Source organism: Streptomyces albofaciens JCM 4342 (assembly GCF_008634025.1).
In the GTDB taxonomy this organism is placed as follows: domain Bacteria; phylum Actinomycetota; class Actinomycetes; order Streptomycetales; family Streptomycetaceae; genus Streptomyces; species Streptomyces albofaciens.
The window spans coordinates 2,855,437-2,874,077 of sequence record NZ_PDCM01000001.1; the positions used below are offsets into that span (position 1 = coordinate 2,855,437).

16 protein-coding genes are annotated in these 18,641 nt (G+C 72.6%); 14 read left to right on the forward strand and 2 right to left on the reverse strand.

The features are described from left to right. Nucleotides 1-42 precede the first annotated feature (42 nt). Entirely contained in the window at nucleotides 43-1,854 is a 1,812-nt protein-coding gene (locus CP973_RS12825) for a glycoside hydrolase family 15 protein (RefSeq protein ID WP_150243501.1), read from the reverse strand. A 436-nt stretch (nucleotides 1,855-2,290) separates the two neighbouring features. On the opposite strand from CP973_RS12825, the gene CP973_RS12830 reads away from it, so the two are divergent. The 11 genes from CP973_RS12830 to CP973_RS12880 all read left to right on the forward strand — a co-directional run bounded on the left by CP973_RS12830 (nucleotide 2,291) and on the right by CP973_RS12880 (nucleotide 15,701). Then, on the forward strand, nucleotides 2,291-3,970 hold the full coding sequence (locus tag CP973_RS12830) for a CTP synthase (RefSeq protein WP_150240305.1): 1,680 nt from the start codon (nucleotides 2,291-2,293) through the stop codon (nucleotides 3,968-3,970). 139 nt (nucleotides 3,971-4,109) lie between these two features. Next, nucleotides 4,110-4,736 (forward strand): NUDIX domain-containing protein, encoded by a 627-nt coding sequence (locus CP973_RS12835; protein ID WP_150240307.1) that lies wholly within the window; start codon nucleotides 4,110-4,112, stop codon nucleotides 4,734-4,736. 195 nt (nucleotides 4,737-4,931) lie between these two features. Next, complete coding sequence (locus CP973_RS12840; protein ID WP_150240309.1) at nucleotides 4,932-7,139, forward strand: tetratricopeptide repeat protein; 2,208 nt, start codon at nucleotides 4,932-4,934, stop codon at nucleotides 7,137-7,139. A 165-nt stretch (nucleotides 7,140-7,304) separates the two neighbouring features. After that, entirely contained in the window at nucleotides 7,305-8,420 is a 1,116-nt protein-coding gene (gene ald / locus CP973_RS12845; protein ID WP_150243503.1) for an alanine dehydrogenase, read from the forward strand. 490 nt (nucleotides 8,421-8,910) lie between these two features. Next, the gene (locus CP973_RS12850) at nucleotides 8,911-9,927 is read left to right on the forward strand and encodes a ParA family protein (RefSeq protein WP_030671551.1); all 1,017 of its coding nucleotides are present in this window, start codon (nucleotides 8,911-8,913) and stop codon (nucleotides 9,925-9,927) included. Next, the gene (locus tag CP973_RS12855) at nucleotides 9,924-10,550 is read left to right on the forward strand and encodes a hypothetical protein (RefSeq protein ID WP_150240311.1); all 627 of its coding nucleotides are present in this window, start codon (nucleotides 9,924-9,926) and stop codon (nucleotides 10,548-10,550) included. The genes CP973_RS12850 and CP973_RS12855 overlap by 4 nt, the downstream gene beginning before the upstream one ends. A gap of 585 nt (nucleotides 10,551-11,135) precedes the next feature. Next, a complete protein-coding gene (locus tag CP973_RS12860; protein WP_150240312.1) occupies nucleotides 11,136-12,008 on the forward strand; it encodes a segregation and condensation protein A in 873 nt (290 codons plus the stop codon). Further along, nucleotides 12,005-12,673: an SMC-Scp complex subunit ScpB gene (scpB, locus tag CP973_RS12865; protein ID WP_150240315.1), complete on the forward strand. Its 669-nt coding sequence runs from the start codon at nucleotides 12,005-12,007 to the stop codon at nucleotides 12,671-12,673. Before CP973_RS12860 ends, scpB begins: the two co-directional genes overlap by 4 nt. Continuing rightward, nucleotides 12,673-13,809, forward strand: coding sequence for a pseudouridine synthase (locus CP973_RS12870; protein ID WP_150240318.1), 1,137 nt, complete (start codon nucleotides 12,673-12,675; stop codon nucleotides 13,807-13,809). The genes scpB and CP973_RS12870 overlap by 1 nt, the downstream gene beginning before the upstream one ends. A gap of 82 nt (nucleotides 13,810-13,891) precedes the next feature. After that, the gene (locus CP973_RS12875; protein ID WP_150240319.1) at nucleotides 13,892-14,908 is read left to right on the forward strand and encodes an ADP-ribosylglycohydrolase family protein; all 1,017 of its coding nucleotides are present in this window, start codon (nucleotides 13,892-13,894) and stop codon (nucleotides 14,906-14,908) included. After that, nucleotides 14,901-15,701 carry a nucleotidyltransferase domain-containing protein gene (locus tag CP973_RS12880; RefSeq protein WP_150240321.1) on the forward strand — a complete coding sequence of 267 codons (801 nt, stop codon included), beginning with the start codon at nucleotides 14,901-14,903 and terminating at the stop codon, nucleotides 15,699-15,701. The genes CP973_RS12875 and CP973_RS12880 overlap by 8 nt, the downstream gene beginning before the upstream one ends. Here the strand turns inward: CP973_RS12880 and CP973_RS12885 are convergent. Continuing rightward, nucleotides 15,654-16,382: a nucleotidyltransferase domain-containing protein gene (locus tag CP973_RS12885; protein ID WP_150240323.1), complete on the reverse strand. Its 729-nt coding sequence runs from the start codon at nucleotides 16,380-16,382 to the stop codon at nucleotides 15,654-15,656. The genes CP973_RS12880 and CP973_RS12885 overlap by 48 nt on opposite strands. 151 nt (nucleotides 16,383-16,533) lie before the next feature. Here CP973_RS12885 and CP973_RS12890 point away from each other — a divergent pair, with 151 nt between their 5' ends. From CP973_RS12890 to CP973_RS12900, 3 genes are all read left to right on the forward strand, one after another. Then, the gene (locus tag CP973_RS12890; protein ID WP_150240325.1) at nucleotides 16,534-17,001 is read left to right on the forward strand and encodes a YidB family protein; all 468 of its coding nucleotides are present in this window, start codon (nucleotides 16,534-16,536) and stop codon (nucleotides 16,999-17,001) included. 140 nt (nucleotides 17,002-17,141) lie between these two features. Beyond that, nucleotides 17,142-17,504: a chorismate mutase gene (gene aroH / locus CP973_RS12895; protein ID WP_150240327.1), complete on the forward strand. Its 363-nt coding sequence runs from the start codon at nucleotides 17,142-17,144 to the stop codon at nucleotides 17,502-17,504. Then, complete coding sequence (locus CP973_RS12900) at nucleotides 17,501-18,586, forward strand: prephenate dehydrogenase (protein WP_150240329.1); 1,086 nt, start codon at nucleotides 17,501-17,503, stop codon at nucleotides 18,584-18,586. Before aroH ends, CP973_RS12900 begins: the two co-directional genes overlap by 4 nt. Nucleotides 18,587-18,641 lie beyond the last annotated feature (55 nt).

Consider the following 18,641-nt stretch of genomic DNA (forward strand, 5'->3'; position numbering starts at 1 on the left):
GGGTCACGGCCGGTGCCGTGACCCCTCGTCCGTGGAGCCCGGCTACCCGCCGTACGCCCCGCTGGCCGTCAGCCGCAGCGCCGTGTCGATCAGCGGAACGTGGCTGAACGCCTGCGGGAAGTTGCCCACCTGGCGCTGGAGCCGGGAGTCCCACTCCTCGGCCAGCAGGCCCAGGTCGTTGCGGAGCGAGAGCAGCTTCTCGAAGAGGATGCGGGCCTCCTCGACCCGGCCGATCATCGCCAGGTCGTCGGCCAGCCAGAACGAGCACGCCAGGAACGCGCCCTCGTCGCCCTCCAGGCCGTCCACGCCCGCGTCCTCGCCCGAGGTCGGGTAGCGCAGGATGAAGCCGTCCTCGGTGCCCAGCTCCCGCTGGATGGCCTCGATGGTGCCGATCACCCGCTTGTCGTCCGGCGGCAGGAAACCCATCTGCGGGATCAGCAGCAGCGAGGCGTCCAGCTCCTTGGAGCCGTAGGACTGCGTGAAGGTGTTGCGCTCCTTGTCGTACCCCTTCTCGCACACCTCCCGGTGGATCGTCTCGCGCAGCTGCCGCCAGCGGTCCAGCGGGCCGTCCACGTCACCGGACTCGATCAGCTTGATCGTGCGGTCCACCGCGACCCACGTCATCACCTTGGAGTGCACGAAGTGCCGGCGCGGGCCGCGCACCTCCCAGATGCCCTCGTCCGGCTCGTCCCAGTGCTTCTCCACCCACTGGATCAGCTTGAGCTGGAGCAGCGAGGCGTAGTCGTTGCGGGCCAGGCCCGTGTTGTGCGCCAGGTGCAGCGCCTCGGTGACCTCGCCGTACACGTCGAGCTGGAGCTGTCCGGCGGCGCCGTTGCCGACCCGGACCGGCCGCGAGTCCTCGTAGCCGGTCAGCCAGGTCAGCTCGTTCTCGCCGAGCTCCCGCTCGCCCGCGATCCCGTACATGATCTGGAGGTTCTCCGGGTCGCCGGCCACCGCGCGCAGCAGCCACTCGCGCCAGGCGCGGGCCTCTTCCCGGTAGCCGGTGCGCAGCAGCGAGGACAGGGTGATCGCCGCGTCGCGCAGCCACGTGAAGCGGTAGTCCCAGTTGCGCGAGCCGCCGATGTCCTCGGGCAGCGAGGTGGTGGGCGCGGCGACGATGCCGCCGGTCGGCGCGTACGTGAGCGCCTTGAGCGTGATCAGCGAGCGCACCACCGCGTCCCGGTACGGGCCGTGGTACGTGCAGTGGTCCACCCACTCGCGCCAGAAGTCCTCGGTCGCCTCCAGCGCCGCCTCCGGCTCCGGGACGTGCGGCGGGCGGCTGTGCGAGGGCTGCCAGCTGATCGTGAAGGCGATCCGCTCGCCCGGGCCGACGGTGAAGTCCGCGTACGTCGTCAGGTCCTTGCCGTACGTCTCGGCGTCCGTGTCCAGCCACACCGAGTCGGGCCCGGCGACCGCGACGGTGCGCTCGTCGACCTTGTGGACCCACGGCACCACCCAGCCGTACGAGAACCGCATGCGCAGCGCCGAACGCATCGGCACCCGCCCGCTGACGCCCTCGACGATACGGATCAGCTGCGGTGTCGCGTCCTCGCGCGGCGGCATGAAGTCGATCACCCGCACCGTGCCGCGCGGGGTGTCCCACTCGGACTCCAGGACGAGCGAGTCGCCCCGGTAGCGGCGGCGGTCCGCGGGCACCGGCGCGCCGTCGGGCCCGTGCGCGGGCCCCAGCCGCCAGAAACCGTTCTCTTCCGTGCCCAGCAGTCCTGCGAAGACCGCGGGTGAGTCGAAGCGGGGCAGGCACAGCCAATCCACCGTGCCGTCCCGGCACACAAGAGCGGCGGTCTGCATATCGCCGATGAGTGCGTAGTCCTCGATGCGCCCGGCCACGTGCATCTCCCGTCGAACTGGAGTGACGCCCCCCATGGGACGTGTGATCTTGTCCGTCCTGCCCATGAAACTCCGCCGAGCAGCGAGTCCGGAAATCGGGCGGGGGTGGTGCCTTGCCGGACGGCCCTAGCGAGTGTCCGAGCAGGATACGACGGAGGACAGTGATCCGCTTGCCGCTGCGGGAGAACGGCACTGCGCCGAACGGGTGGCCTCGGTCACGTGCGGCGCCGCGGAACCCCGCGGTGAGCGGCGCGGGCCGGGCGCCGGGAGCGTCGCCGGGCGCGACCATGCCCGGGCGCTGATAGCCTGGTACCCCGTGGACCGGTGGGCCCGGCGCAAGTCACACGGCACCCCCGACCGCAGCGAAGGCACCCCTGACCAGCGCAGGGCGCGGCCGACTCGCACCTCTTCACCACGCGACCACGGGAGCCCCCTCTTGGCCATGCCGCCCAAATCCACGACGACCAAGCACCTCTTCGTCACCGGGGGCGTCGCCTCCTCGCTCGGCAAGGGCCTGACCGCCTCCAGCCTGGGTGCGCTGCTCAAGGCGCGGGGCCTGCGGGTCACCATGCAGAAGCTCGACCCGTACCTGAACGTCGACCCCGGCACCATGAACCCGTTCCAGCACGGTGAGGTCTTCGTCACCAACGACGGCGCCGAGACCGACCTGGACATCGGCCACTACGAGCGCTTCCTGGACGTCGACCTCGACGGCTCCGCGAACGTCACCACCGGCCAGGTCTACAACACCGTGATCGCCAAGGAGCGGCGCGGCGAGTACCTCGGCGACACCGTGCAGGTCATCCCGCACATCACCAACGAGATCAAGCACCGCATCCGGCGCCTGGCCCACGAGGACGTCGACGTCGTCATCACCGAGGTCGGCGGCACCGTCGGCGACATCGAGTCGCTGCCGTTCCTGGAGACCGTCCGCCAGGTCCGCCACGAGGTCGGCCGGGACAACGTCTTCGTCGTGCACATCTCGCTGCTGCCCTACATCGGCCCCTCCGGCGAGCTGAAGACCAAGCCGACCCAGCACTCGGTCGCGGCGCTGCGCAACATCGGCATCCAGCCGGACGCCATCGTGCTGCGCGCCGACCGCGAGGTGCCCACCGCCATCAAGCGCAAGATCTCGCTGATGTGCGACGTGGACGAGGCCGCCGTCATCGCCTGCCCGGACGCCCCCTCCATCTACGACATCCCCAAGGTCGTGCACGCCGAGGGCCTGGACGCCTACGTCGTGCGCAAGCTGGACCTGCCGTTCCGCGACGTGGACTGGACCGTGTGGGCCGACCTGCTGGACCGGGTGCACAACCCGGACCACGAGGTGAAGGTCGCGCTGGTCGGCAAGTACATCGACCTGCCCGACGCCTACCTGTCGGTCACCGAGGCGCTGCGCGCCGGCGGCTTCGCCAACAAGGCCCGCGTGAAGATCAAGTGGGTCACCTCCGACGACTGCAAGACCCCGGCCGGCGCCAAGCAGCAGCTCGCCGACTGCGACGCGGTCTGCATCCCCGGCGGCTTCGGCGACCGCGGCGTGGACGGCAAGGTCGGCGCCATCACCTACGCCCGCGAGAACAAGCTGCCGCTGCTCGGCCTGTGCCTGGGCCTGCAGTGCGTGGTCATCGAGGCGGCCCGCAACCTGGCCGGCATCGAGGGCGCGAACTCCACCGAGTTCGACCCGGCCGCCGCCGACCCGGTCATCTCCACCATGGCCGAGCAGATGGACATCGTCGCCGGCGAGGGCGACATGGGCGGCACCATGCGGCTGGGCATGTACCCGGCCAAGCTGGCCGAGGGCTCGATCGTGCGCGAGGTCTACGGCGACCAGCCGTACGTCGAGGAGCGCCACCGCCACCGCTACGAGGTCAACAACGCCTACCGCGGCGAGCTGGAGAAGAAGGCCGGCCTGCTGTTCTCCGGCACCTCCCCGGACAACAAGCTGGTCGAGTACGTCGAGTACCCGCGCGAGACGCACCCCTACCTGGTCGCCACCCAGGCGCACCCGGAGCTGCGCTCCCGCCCGACCCGCCCGCACCCGCTCTTCGCCGGTCTGGTGAAGGCGGCCGTCGAGCGCAAGACCGGCGCGGCCGCCGGCAAGAAGGGCGCCGCCAAGGCGTGACCCCCCTAGGCGGCCGGCCCTCCCACCTGCGGACGGGCACGGATGAGCCGATCGCCGACGGGTACCGTTGACCGGGGTACCCGGTCCGTCATGGACCGGGTACCCCGGTCGACTGCTTTGCGGAAGGACATACACGTACATGGCCATCCAGGACACCCCGGAAGCGTGGCGGGTCACCGCGACCGCGACGCCCTTCACCGGCAAGAAGACCAGCATGCGCACGGACCAGGTCGTCATGCCGGACGGCTCCACCGTCTCCCGCGACTACCAGGTCCACCCCGGCTCGGTGGCCGTCGTCGCGCTCGACGAGGAGGACCGGGTGCTGGTCCTGCGCCAGTACCGCCACCCCGTGCGCCACAAGCTCTGGGAGGTCCCGGCCGGACTGCTGGACGTCCCCGGCGAGCACCCGCTGCGCGCGGCCCAGCGCGAGCTGTACGAGGAAGCACACGTCAAGGCCGAGGACTGGCGGGTGCTGACCGACGTCTACACCACCCCCGGCGGCTGCGACGAGGCCGTACGGATCTTCCTGGCCCGCGACCTGTCCGAGGTGGAGGGCGAGCGCTTCGAGGCGTCCGAGGAGGAGGCCGACATGGAGCTGGCACGGGTCCCGGTCGCCGACCTGGTGCGCGGCGCGCTCGCCGGCGAACTCCACAACAACTGCCTGGTGGTCGGGGTGCTCGCGCTGGCCGCCGCCCGCGCGGGGGAGGGCCTGGACGCGCTGCGGCCGGCCGACGCGCCCTGGCCGGCCCGCCCGTTCGAGGCATGACCCCGGGCCCGGACGTACACCCCGGGCACGCCGCGTTCACCCGTCCGTACCCGCGCGGTCCGATGATGATCTGATCCGGACGGGTGACCCCGCCGCCGTGCTCCACCGGGCGTGTGACGGGTCGTGAACTACGCTCGACAGCGTTCCCGTTGGCGACCGCGGCGGGCTCTTAGCGCAGGTGGACGGGAGCGACCCGTGACGGATCAGGCGGTGGGCGGGGGACACGTCCCGCCGGGGAAGGCGGGCGGCCCCGCGACGGCGGCACGGCAGCGTCCGGGGCCGGACGCGGACGGCGCGGCCGATGAAGCCGCCGGGCGCGCCGCCGGCCGCCCCGGCACCCGCCGCCCGCCCACCCGCCGGACCGTGCCGGCCGCCGCCACCGCGCCCGGCGGCTTCATCGGCCGCCGCCGCGAGCTGCAGGCCCTGCGCGCCGACATCGCCCGGACCGGCCTGGACACCCTCTCCGGCCGTCGCGGCGCCCGCAGCCGCGTCCTGCTGATCGCCGGGCGGCCCGGCTCCGGACGCAGCGCCCTCGCCGCCGAACTGGCCCGGCAACTCGCCGACGACTACCCCGACGGAGTACTGCGCGCCGCCCTGACCACCCCCGGCGGCGGCCCCGTCCCCCTCGACCTCGTCGCCCGCGACCTGCTCACCGAACTCGGCGCCCCGGTCCAGCCCGGCGCCGCCGAGGACGAGCTGACCGAGGCGCTGCGCGCGGCCCTCGCCGAGCGCCGCGCGCTGCTCCTGCTGGACGACGCGGCCGGTGCCGAGCAGGTCGAACCGCTGCTGCCGGACGCCGCCGGCTGCCTGGTCGTCGCGGTCTCCGAAGGCCCGCTCACCGGCATCACGGACGTCCGGCCGTGCACCCTGGGCGGCCTGGACAACGCGTCCGCCGTCGCCCTGCTCAGCCGGTACGCGGGCCCCACCCGCATCACCGTCGACCCGCGCTCCGCCGACGCCGTCGCCGAGGAGTGCGGCGGCCGCCCCGCCGCGCTGGTGCTGGCGGGCGGCTGGCTCGCCGAACGGCCCAAGTCCTCCGTCGCCGACCTGCTCCAGGCGCTGCGCGAGGTGCCGGAACAGGCCGGCGAACCGGCCGGCGGCCGGCCCCTGGCCCGCGCGTTCCGCCTCGTGTACGACTCCCTGCCGCCGGTCGCCGCCCGTACGCTACGGCTGCTCAGCCTCGCCCCGGCCGGACTGGCCGACGCGCACATCGCCTCCGCGCTCGCCGGCTGCTCGGTCGCCGCCGCCGAGGCGGCCCTGCGGGACTTCGCCGCCCGGGGGCTGATGCGGCCGGTCCCGGAAGAGGGGACGGAAGCCGCGGAGCCCGACCCGCGGGGACACGGCTCCGGGTACGCCGGGAGCGCCGGGCTCCAGGCGCAGTACGCGCTGCCCGGCTGCCTGGCGCCCCTGGTGCGCGCCGCGCTCGACGCGAAGGAACGGCCCGCCGAGATCCAGCTCGCCCGGGCCCGGATGCTGGAGCGCACCGTACGGCTGCTCCAGTCCTGCCGGGCGCTCGGGGAGCCCGCCGGATCACCGGCCCGGCAGAAGGTCGCCGGGCTGCCGCGCTCGCTGCGCTTCGCCTCCGCCGCGTCCGCCGCCGCCTGGCTGCGCAGCCGCCGCCCCGCCCTCCTGGAGGCGGCCCGGATCGCCGTCGAGGAGGGCGAGCTGGACACCCTGGACCGGCGGCTGATGGCCGCGATCGTCCGTACGCTCATCGCCCACCAGGGCGCCGAGGCCGCCGCACCCGATCTCTACGGGCTGCACGGACTGGTCCTGGAGGTCGCCGAGCGGCGCGGGCTGGCGCGGGAACAGGCCGCCGCGCTGCTCAACCTCGGCGACCTCGACGCGCAGGCCGGGCGGACCACGGACGCGATGGCCCGCTACCGGGGCGCGCTCAACGCGGCGCGCGAGGTCCGGGACCCCATCGCGACGGTACGGGCACTGGAGTCGCTGGGCGGCACGTACACGGAGCTGGGGGACTGGCAGCGAGCCGCCGATTGGTACGGGCGCGCGCTGGAGCTGCGGCTGACCCGGGGCGAGAACGCGGACGGGGCGCGGCTGCATGGCCGGATCGGCGCGGTGCACACCTATGCGGCGCGGTGGGGCGCGGCACTCAAGGAATGGCGGGCGGCTTACGGCGCGTACCGGCGGCTGGGGGATGTGGCGGGCCAGGCGCGCGCGCTGGGCGAGGTCGCGCGGGTGCAGGAGTACGCGGGGCGGCCCGAGGAGTCGTTGCGGACCTGCACCGCGGCCCTCTCGCTGGCCGCCGAGGCCCGGGACGGCCGCCTGGAGGCGGCCCTCCAGCTGCGGATCGCGGACACCCTCGACCGGCTCGGCGACCCCGCCGCCGCACGGCTGCATCGGGGTATAGGGGAACGTCTCCTCTCAGATCACCCACAGTGACCTACGAAATCGGTGGTGCTCCTCTCAGTAATTGATGCTTTGCAAGGCTAGACAACAGAGAATCCTTAAATAGACTGGCCAGGCCGCGGACACCGCGGTCAGTCCCGGCATGCCTCGCATGCATGGATTTTTCCTGCAAGCTCTCTTACAAGGACCGTGATCGACGTGAAGGTCGGCATCCCCCGCGAGGTCAAGAACAACGAGTTCCGGGTGGCGATCACGCCTGCCGGTGTGCACGAGCTGGTCCGCAACGGCCACCAGGTCTTCATCGAGAAGGACGCCGGCCTCGGATCCGCCATCCCGAACGAGGAGTACGTCTCGGCCGGCGCCGAGATCCTCGACACCGCCGATGAGGTCTGGGCCACCGCTGACCTGCTCCTGAAGGTCAAGGAGCCGATCGCGGAGGAGTACCACCGCCTCCGCAAGGACCAGACGCTCTTCACCTACCTGCACCTGGCCGCCTCCCGCGAGTGCACCGACGCCCTCCTGGAGTCCGGCACCACCGCCATCGCCTACGAGACGGTGGAGACCGCGGGCCGCCAGCTGCCGCTGCTCGCCCCGATGTCCGAGGTCGCGGGCCGCATCGCCCCGCAGGTCGGCGCCTACCACCTGATGCGCCAGGCCGGCGGCCGCGGTGTGCTGCCGGGCGGCGTGCCGGGCGTGGCCGCGGGCAGGGCCGTCGTCATCGGCGGCGGCGTCTCCGGCTGGAACGCGGTGCAGATCGCCGTGGGCCTCGGCTTCCACGTCACCCTGCTCGACAAGGACATCAACAAGCTGCGCGAGGCGGACCGGATCTTCGGCACCAAGGTGCAGACGATCGTCTCCAACGCCTACGAGCTGGAGAAGGCCGTCGTCGAGGCCGACCTCGTCGTGGGCGCGGTGCTCATCCCGGGCGCCAAGGCCCCGAAGCTGGTCACCAACGAGCTGGTCGCCAAGATGAAGCCCGGAAGTGTCCTTGTCGACATCGCCATCGACCAGGGCGGCTGCTTCGAGGACTCCCGTCCCACCACCCACGCCGAGCCGACCTTCCAGGTCCACAACTCGGTCTTCTACTGCGTGGCCAACATGCCCGGCGCGGTGCCCAGCACCTCCACCTACGCGCTGACCAACGCCACGCTGCCGTACATCGTGTCGCTGGCCAACAACGGCTGGGTCGAGGCGCTGCGCCGCGACGCCGCCCTCGCCAAGGGCCTGAACACCCACGACGGCAAGGTCGTCTACGGCCCGGTCGCCGAGGCGCACGGCCTGGAGGCCACCGACCTGACCACGCTCCTCGGCTGAGGCGTCAATAGCACGCGTCAATGACGCACTTGCCGGCCGGGCCTTGTCCGCAAGGCCCGGCCGCGGCCGTTCGCCGACACGCCGCACGCCCGAAACCGCACGGGCGGTCCTCAACTCGCCGAGAACGTAACCGTTTAACCGATTCGCACACCCTCGAAACCTTGCGCTGATGCTGCCTGCACCCTTGACATCGGCATGTTCGATTGCCGACACATCGGGCCGGGTCCGGCGGATTGTGTTGCTGCGAACGCCCGACACGCCATAGAGTCGCCAACCGTCGGCATAGTGCCACGCTGACCTATCGATAAGTTTCCTGGTCACATCCAAGGAGGTAAGACGACTTGTGAATGAGTCGACATTTACTCCCGGAGGTGGTCGACCAGGAGCGGTTGCACGGGGCCAGGGTCCCTCGGGGCTCCAGGCTGTCGGCTCCGTCGCTGTCCACACCTTCGCGACCCAACAGAGCACCACGACGACAGCCCACCAGAGCATGGACGGCCATCACGTGAACGCCATGGCCGGCGACCGGGGCGGCTCCGAACCCACCCGGCTCGCCGACTACGACGACCTGCCCGAGGGGCACTTCTACGACCCGGACGCGGAGTACGAGCCGGACCCCGAATACGCGGCCACGCTCGCTCCGGACGCCGCCCGGCAGCGCCGCGAGCGCGTCGGCCCCACGGGACGCCCGCTTCCCTACTTCCCGATTCCAGGACCGTTGACGGACCACGGCCCCGCCAAAATCATCGCGATGTGCAACCAGAAAGGCGGGGTGGGAAAGACCACCTCGACCATCAATCTGGGCGCCGCACTCGCCGAATACGGACGGCGGGTACTGCTCGTCGACTTCGACCCGCAGGGCGCACTGTCCGTCGGGCTCGGCGTCAACCCGATGGAACTGGACCTGACGGTCTACAACCTGCTCATGGAGCGGGGCATGTCGGCCGACGAGGTGCTGCTGAAGACCGCGGTCCCGAACATGGACCTGCTCCCCAGCAATATCGATTTGTCAGCCGCCGAGGTGCAACTGGTCAGCGAGGTCGCGCGCGAGTCGACGCTCCAGCGCGCGCTGAAGCCGCTGATGGCCGACTACGACTACATCGTCATCGACTGTCAGCCGTCCCTCGGTCTGCTGACCGTCAACGCGCTGACGGCGGCTCACAAGGTCATCGTCCCGCTGGAGTGCGAGTTCTTCGCACTGCGCGGTGTGGCACTGCTCACCGAGACCATCGAGAAGGTCCAGGAGCGGCTCAACCCCGACCTGGAACTCGACGGCATCCTGGCGACCATGTACGACTCGCGGACCGTGCACAGCCGAGAGGTCCTGGCACGCGTCGTCGAGGCGTTCGACGACCACGTCTACCACACCGTCATCGGCCGTACGGTGCGCTTCCCCGAGACCACCGTCGCGGGTGAACCCATCACCACGTACGCGTCCAACTCCGTCGGCGCCGCCGCCTACCGTCAGCTGGCCAGGGAGGTGCTCGCCCGGTGTCACGCCGAGTGAGTCTGCCCGGAGCCGACGAATTGTTCCGCACGACCGGGGGGTCGGGGCTGCAGTCCCCGGCGCCCCGCAAGACGAATGGTCCGGCCGCGGCGAACGGGGGTGGCCCCGGAGGCGCCGTCAACGGGGATGCGCCGCGGGTGCCCGCGCCGGGCGGGCCTGTGGGGCCCGCGGAGACGGTGGAGCCCTCGGGGTCCTCGGAGTCCTCGGTGCCCTCGGCGCCCTCGCGGGCCGAGGAAACGAACCCGCGGCGGGGCGAGCCGGATGGCTCGGCGCCGGCCGAGCACGGCGGCCGCGGCGCGGAGGCGGCTGTCCCGAAGGGGCGCCGCCGGCAGGAATCCGCATCCGCCGACGCGACGGACGGCGGCACGGTTCCGGCTCGGCGCCGGGGGCGCGGCGCGAACCGGCGGCCCAGTGGGCGGGAGCGGCACGACGAGAAGATCACCGTGTACGTGTCCGCCGAGGAACTGATGGACCTGGAACACGCCCGCCTCGTGCTTCGTGGCGAGCACGGGCTCGCGGTCGATCGTGGGCGGATCGTGCGGGAGGCGGTGGCGGTGGTTCTGGCGGACCTGGAGTCTCGGGGGGATGCGAGTATTTTGGTGCGGCGGTTGCGGGGCCGTTGACACGGCGGGTGGGGGGTACCGGGCCCGCGCTTCGCGCGGATACGCGTTTGCTTTGTTTGTGGGGGCGGGGGTGCGCAGGGGGCCATCTCCTCGGCGCCTGGAGTGAACCGTGTGGTCATTGGTGACCGGGGCTACGGTCGTCCTGCGGGGAGTGTCCCCCTGCACACCCCCTCCCGCCGGTTTGGCGGGTGCGGGCCGGTGGGGGGAGGTGAAAGATGACCTTGGTGCGCGCCCACCCTGTGGTCACATTCACGGTACGTAAGCGCAGGGCCGGGGGCGCCTCCGCGTCGTGCGTAAGCCCGCGCCGGGGGTCTGTAAGACCCCAGCCACGGTGGCGGGAAAGCCGCAAACGGCGCGGGCTCGGGGACACGTAGGGGTCTCCCCGCAGGACGGCCGAGACCCCGGTTACGAATGACCACAGGGTTGACTCCCGGCGCCGAGGAGTGACCCCTGCGGGGCCCCGAGCCCCCACCCACCGAACCCTAGGCGCCAAGGCGCGCCCCACCAGTGGGCGCGCTATGAGATTCGGCTGCCCCCGGGAACGCTACGCTTTGGGGTCGAGCCCGCGCCTTCCCCTGGATCACGATGCCCACCACCGAAGACCACGCCCCGTCACTCGCGGACGGTGAGGCCGGTGACGGGAAGTTCACCGTTCGGCTGGAGAACTTCGAGGGGCCGTTCGATCTGCTGCTTCAGTTGATCTCCAAGCACAAGATGGACGTCACCGAGGTCGCCCTGTCCAAGGTGACGGACGAGTTCATGGCGTACATCCGGGCCATGGGGCCGGACTGGGACCTCGACCAGACCACCGAGTTCCTGGTCGTCGCGGCGACACTGCTCGACCTGAAGGCGGCCCGGCTGCTGCCCGCGGCCGAGGTGGAGGACGAGGCGGATCTCGCGTTGCTGGAGGCGCGTGACCTGTTGTTCGCGCGGCTGCTGCAGTACCGGGCGTACAAGCGTGTCGCGGACATCTTCAGCGAGCGGCTGGAGGACGAGGGGCGCCGCTACCCCCGCACCGTCGGACTGGAGCCGCACCACGCCGAGCTGCTGCCCGAGGTCGTGATCAGCATCGGGGCCGAGGGGTTCGCCAGGCTGGCCGTGAAGGCCATGCAGCCCAAGGCGAAGCCGCAGGTGTACGTGGATCACATTCACGCGCCGCTGGTGAGCGTCAGGGAGCAGGCGGAGGTGCTGGTGGCGCGGCTGCGCGCGGCCGGTTCGGCCGCGTTCGCGGAGTTGGCGGAGGACGCGCCGGACACGCTCACCGTCGTCGCGCGCTTCCTGGCGCTGCTGGAGCTGTACCGGGAGCGGGTGGTGGAGCTGGACCAGGAGCAGGCGCTGGGGGTGCTGACGGTCCGGTGGACGGGCGGTGCGGAGGCCGAGCCGGTGGTCACGGACGAGTTCGATCGTGAGGCCGGGCCGCAGGCCGCGGCGGGCGAGGAAGGCGGGGACGCGGAGTGAGCGAGGCGCAGGGGATCGTGGGCGGCGGCCTTGACGGGCAGGACGCACCGGTCGGCGCGCTGGGTGTCGCGGAGCTGGAGCTGCGGCCCGCGCTGGAGGCGGTGCTCATGGTCGTGGACGAGCCGGTGACCGAGGAGCACCTGGCCAGGGTGCTGGAGCGGCCCCGTCGTGAGGTGGCGCTGGCGCTGCGGGAGCTGTCGGAGGACTACACGCGGCAGGGGCGCGGTTTCGATCTGCGGCTGGTGGCGGGGGGCTGGCGGTTCTACAGCCGGGCTGCCTACGCGGACGCGGTGGAGAGCTTCGTGCTGGACGGGCAGCAGGCCCGGCTGACGCAGGCCGCGCTGGAGACTCTGGCCGTGGTCGCGTACCGTCAGCCGGTCAGCCGTTCGCGTGTCTCGGCCGTACGTGGTGTGAACTGTGACGGCGTGATGCGCACCCTCCTCCAGCGGGGTCTGGTGGAGGAGACGGGGACGGAACCCGAAACAGGTGCGATCCTGTACAGGACGACGAACTACTTTCTGGAGCGGATGGGCCTGCGCGGCCTGGACGAGCTCCCGGAGCTCGCTCCCTTCCTCCCGGAGGCGGAGGCGGTCGAGGGCGATTCCCGGGAAGGTGTTCCGTCGTTCGACGTAGACGACAGCGGCGACTCTCAGACGGATCATTGATGCGAAGCAGCGGCAGGAACAACAGGGACGCCGGTAGGGGCAACTACCGGGGTGCGGGCAACAAGAGGGACGAGAGGCAGCAGCGCGCCGGCCGGCCCCGTCCCGAGGAGCGCCGCTACGACGTGGGCGAGGGCGCGGGCCGGGGCGGCTCCGGTGGCCAGGGCGGTTCCGGCGGACGCGGTGGCTCCGGCGCCCCGGAGCGCGGCGGCGAGCGCAAGGGCCGCGGCGCGGCGGCCCGCGGCGGCGCCAAGGGCGGTCCCCGTACGAGCCCGAAGGGCGGCGGCAAGGGCCAGCAGCAGCGCGGCCGGGGGCAGGCTCCGGCGCGGCCCCGTGAGTACGACGCGCAGGTGGAGGAGCGCAATCGCGCCCGGCACAGCAAGCCGCAGATCAAGACGCCGAAGACGTTCGGCGACCAGGAGGGCGAGCGGCTGCAGAAGGTGCTGGCCCGGGCCGGGATGGGCTCGCGCCGGGCGTGCGAGGAGCTGATCGACCAGGCGCGTGTCGAGGTCAACGGGCGGATCGTCACCGAGCAGGGTGTGCGGGTGGACCCGGAGAAGGACGAGGTCAAGGTGGACGGCCTGACGGTCGCCACGCAGTCGTACCTCTTCTTCGCGCTGAACAAGCCGGCCGGTGTGGTCTCGACCATGGAGGACCCGGACGGGCGGCAGTGCCTGGGCGACTACGTGACCAACCGCGAGACGCGGCTGTTCCACGTGGGTCGGCTGGACACCGAGACCGAGGGCATCATCCTGCTCACCAACCACGGCGAGCTGGCCCACCGGCTGACCCACCCGCGCTACGGCGTGCAGAAGACCTACCTGGCCGCGATCCAGGGTCCGCTCCCGCGCGACCTGGGCAAGCAGCTGAAGGACGGCATCCAGCTGGAGGACGGCTACGCGCGCGCGGACCACTTCCGGGTGGTGCAGCAGACCGGCAAGAACTACCTGGTCGAGGTGACCCTCCACGAGGGCCGCAAGCACATCGTGCGCCGGATGCTGGCCGAGGCGGGCTTCCCGGTCGAGAAGCTGGTGCGGACGAGCTTCGGGCCGATCGCATTGGGCGACCAGAAGTCCGGCTGGCTGCGCCGGATGACGAACACCGAGGTCGGGATGTTGATGCGGGAGGTCGATCTGTAAGCGCCGGACGCTGGCGCCGGCCTTGCGAGGTCGTGGGACCACCTCTTATTGTCACTGTGACGATTAAGGGGTGGTTCTTTTCATGGCGTCCGCCGCTACCGGTTCGCTCATCGGGCTCGCGCTCGGTGACGCGCTCGGGTATCCGACCGAGTTCCTGGACGTGTCCGCGATCCTGGCCCGGTGCGGGCCGTGGCGGGAGCTGGCGCTGCCGGCGCCCGCGTACGTGACCGACGACACGCAGATGACGATCGCCCTCGGGCGGGCCCTGCGTACGGCCGTGGCGGCCGCGGGCGGCGTCGGCGGGCTGGACGCCGCGCACCTGGTCCCGCCCGTACGGGAGAGGTACGTCGAGTGGTGGCGCTCGCCGGACAACAACCGGGCGCCGGGCAACACCTGCCTCCGGGCGTGCCAGCTGCTCAGCGAGCCCGAGCGGCCGTGGGTGCAGGCCGGTCAGATCGGCTCGAAGGGGTGCGGCGCGAACATGCGGGTGGCCCCGGTGGGGCTGGTGCCGGAGCTGAGCCCGGAGCAGCGTTCCGGCGCGGCGCAGCTCCAGTCCGCGCTCACGCACGGCCACCCGACCGCACTCGCCGCCAGCGACCTCACCGCGTACGCCGTGCACGTGCTCGCGCAGGGCGCCCGGCCGGACGAGCTGCCCGGACTGCTGCGCTCGTACGCGGTCGGCAGCCGCACGGTCTACCGGGACGACTGGCTGGGGGAGCTGTGGCGCCACGCCCAGGACCCGTCCCCCGAGCACTTCATCGCGCGCGGCTGGGACGACTGCCTCGGCGTGCTGGACCGGCTGGACGCCGCGCTGCGCGCCCCCGACCCGGAGGCCGACCCCTGCCTGGCCACCGGCGCCGGCTGGATCGCCGAGGAGGCGCTCGCCACCGGACTGTTGTGCTTCCTGCTCTTCCCCGACGAGCCGCTGACCGCGCTGCGCCGCGCCGCCTGCTCGTCCGGCGACTCCGACTCGATCGCCTGCCTCACCGGCGCCTTCGCGGGCGCCCGCCTGGGCGCGGGGGCCTGGCCGGAGGAGTGGGCGGAGCGGATCGAGTACCGCGACCAGCTGCTGGCACTGGGGAAGGTGTGGGATGTCTGACGGGGCGCGGAACGGCGCGGAGCTGCGGGCGGCCGGGCTGCCCGATCTCGATCTGGGCGAGGTGACGGCGGGGGAGGGCGATCCGCTGGTCTTCGCGACGGTCAGCGGCGCGCATCTCTACGGCTTCCCGTCCCGCGACTCGGACGTGGACCTGCGCGGGGCGCACCTGCTGCCCGCCGCCGCGCTGGTCGGGCTGCGGGAGCCGGACGAGACGCGCTCCTGGATGGCGGACCGGGACGGTGTCGAGGTCGATCTCGTCACCCACGACCTGCGCAAGTTCGCGCGGCTGATGCTGCGGCGCAACGGCTATGTGCTGGAGCAGCTGCTCTCGCCGCTGGTGGTGCGCACGAGCGCGCTGCACGCGGAACTGGTGGCGCTGGCGCCCGCCGTCCTCACCCGCCACCACGCCCACCACTACCGGGGCTTCGCGAACACGCAGTGGCGCCTCTTCGAGAAGACCGGCGAGCTGAAGCCGCTGCTGTACACGCTGCGGGTGCTGCTGACCGGCATTCACCTGATGGGCAGTGGACAGGTGCTGGCCCATCTGCCCACGCTGGCCGGGCTGGTGGCGGCGCCTTCGTACGTACCGGAGCTGGTCGCGGCCAAGTCCGAGGCGGAGCACGGGACCGCCGCCGGGCTGGTGGACCCGGAGCGGCTGCGGGCGGACGTGGCGGAGCTGCACGGCCGGCTGGACGCGGCGCAGGCCGCCTCCGCGCTGCCGGACGCCCCCGGCGGCCACGACGCGCTACACGACCTCCTCGTACGCGCCCGTCTCGGCGCAGCGCAGCGCTGACGCGCGCCGGGTACGGAACAGGAAGTCCTCGACGCGGCGGCGGTCCGGCTCCGGCGGCAGCGGGGAGCGGGACTCCGCCGCCGCGGCCTGCTCGGCCAGGGCGGCCGTCCGGCGCTCGACCTCGGGCCAGGGGACCTCGCCGCGCCGGACCGCGAGCAGGTCCTCGCGCGCCTCGCCGACGTCCGGCGTCAGTACGCCGGTGCGCAGCAGGTCGCGGACGCTGTGCAGGAGCCGCAGCAGGTGCATGGCGTGCTTCCAGCGGGGCGCGCCGTGCTGCCGTACGTCCGCCTCCAGCTTCTTGAACTGGCCGGTCGCGTAACGGGTGAACGTGCGGTGCACCTCGCGGGAGAGGAACGCGCCGCGCAGCGCGAGCAGTTCGCGGCCGGTGGCGTCGGCGTACTCGACGAGCGGGGAGTGCAGGCACTCCAGGATGTTCGGGTTGGCGCGCAGCGCCAGTTCGCAGAACCGCTCCAGCTCCCAGGAGAACTCCTCCTCGCGCGGCCCCTCCACGTGCGTCGGCGGCTTCTCGAAGCGCCAGAACAGCGGGGTGGGCGCGAGGTAGATCCCGCGCCGGTCGGTGTCGCTGGCGTCGGTGGCGAGCCCGAAGGCGCGCGAGCCCATGACGCACGCGTAGACGGTGTGGCCGGTGACCAGGGCGTGGCCTGCGGCGGAGGTCGGCATGAGGGGGATTGTGGCTGGTGGGAGAGGCCGGCGCCAGCCGGTTTCGGGTGGCGGAAACCCCGGGCGTCGGTACGTTTGAATGAAGTCACTCGTCGCGCGGTCCTCAGCGGAATTGCCGGTTATGCGTAAGGCGCGGAAAGGCAGCACGGACATGACGGGATCACCAGACCTCGGGAGACTGATGGGCGGGCTGCCCGGCGGCGGCCAGGGCGGCGTGGGCGGAAGCCTCGTCGGATCGCTGCTGGGGGCGCTCGGCGGCACCGGCCCGGGAGGGTACGGCGTCGGCCCCGGCCACGGAGGCGGTCCCGGCGGCCGCGGTGGCATACAGATCGTGCTCGGCAAGCTCCTGCAAGGAGAGCTGGGACGGCAGGCGCACTCCTGGGTGGGGCGCGGCGCCAACGAACCGGTCACCGCCGAACAGGTCGAGAAGGCGCTGCCCGGCGAGACCCTCCAGCGGATAGCCGACGAGAACGGCGTCAGCGCCCGGGAGGCGGCGGAACAGCTCGCGCACGCGCTGCCGCAGGCCGTGGACCGGCTGACGCCGGACGGCGAGATACCCCAGGACCCGGTGTTCCAGGACCTCGTCGCCCGGCGCCCCCGGGCCGTCGGGCGGCCCTGAGAGCCGGCGTCCGCGTTCCACCACCGGCCGGCCCGTGTCCCGCGGACCGGCCGGCTTCGTGGTCCGCGCCCGGATCTGGCTAGGCTTGCGCCCAGGAGTCGGCGGCAGGCGCCGCAGGTGGAACCCAGGGGAGCGGTGACGTGGCGGTACGAGCGGTGCGCGGAGCCGTGCAACTGGAACGGGACGAAGCGGAGCACATGCACGAGCAGGTGTCCGCGCTGCTGACCGCCATTCTGGAGCGCAACGGCCTGACCGCGGACGACCTGATCAGCATCTGGTTCACCGCCACCCCCGACCTGCACAGCGACTTCCCCGCGGTGGCCGCCCGGCAGCTCGGCATCACCGACGTGCCGCTCATCTGCGCGCAGGAGCTGGACATCACGGGCGCCATGCCGCGCGTGGTGCGCGTCCTGGCGCACGTCGAGACCGGGCGCGCCAAGGCCGAGATCGCCCACGTCTACCTCGGTGCCGCCGGTGCCCTGCGGAAGGACATCGCCCAGTGAGGACCGCGCTCGTCATCGGCACCGGCCTGATCGGTACCTCCATCGCCCTCGCGCTGCAGTCCCGCGGCATCCAGGTGTACCTGGCCGACCACGACCCGGCGCAGGCCGAGACCGCCGCCGCGCTCGGCGCCGGCACGGCCGAGGAGCCGCCGGGCCCGGTCGACCTGGCGGTGGCCGCGGTGCCGCCCGCCCACGTCGCGCCGACCCTGGCCGCGGCGATCCGGCGCGGCGCCGCCCGCGCCTACCTCGACGTGGCCAGCGTCAAAAGCGGCCCGCGCCGCGAGCTGGAGGCGATGGGCTGCGACCTGTCGGCGTACCTCGGCACCCATCCGATGGCGGGCAAGGAGCGCTCCGGGCCGCTCGCCGCGACCGCCGACCTCTTCGAGGGCCGGCCCTGGGTCCTGACCCCGGCCGAGGGCGGCGACACCGAGGTCCTCAACATAGCGCTGGAGCTGGTGGCGCTGTGCCGTGCGGTGCCCGTCGTCATGGAGGCGGACGCGCACGACCGGGCCGTCGCCCTGGTCTCGCACACGCCCCAGCTGGTCTCCAGCCTGGTCGCCGCCCGCCTCCAGGGCGCGGACGAGACCGCCGTACGGCTGTGCGGGCAGGGCATCCGGGACGTGACCCGGATCGCCGCGTCCGCGCCCCGGATGTGGATGGACATCCTCTCCGCCAACCCGGGACCGGTCGCCGACGTGCTCAGCGAGGTCTCGGCCGACCTGGAGCGCACGGTGGCGGCGCTGCGCGCGCTGGAGGGCGCCGACGACGAGGCGCGCGCCGCGGGCGCCCGCGGCGTCGAGGACGTGCTGCGCCGCGGCAACGCGGGCCGCGAGCGGGTGCCGGGCAAGCACGGCGCCGCCCCGGCCGCGTACGAGATCGTCTCGGTGCACATCGGCGACCAGCCCGGCGAGCTGGCCCGGATCTTCGCGGACGCCGGCCGGGCCGCGGTCAACATCGAGGACGTACGGATCGAGCACGCCACCGGCCAGCAGGCGGGCTTCATCCAGCTCATGGTCGAGCCGCAGGCGGCGCCGGTGCTCGCCGCCGAGCTGCGCGAGCGGGGCTGGTCGATACGGCAGTAGGGCGGGCCGTCCGGTGCCCGGGCCCGTCCCGGGCAGGGGCGCACGGGCTGCACGG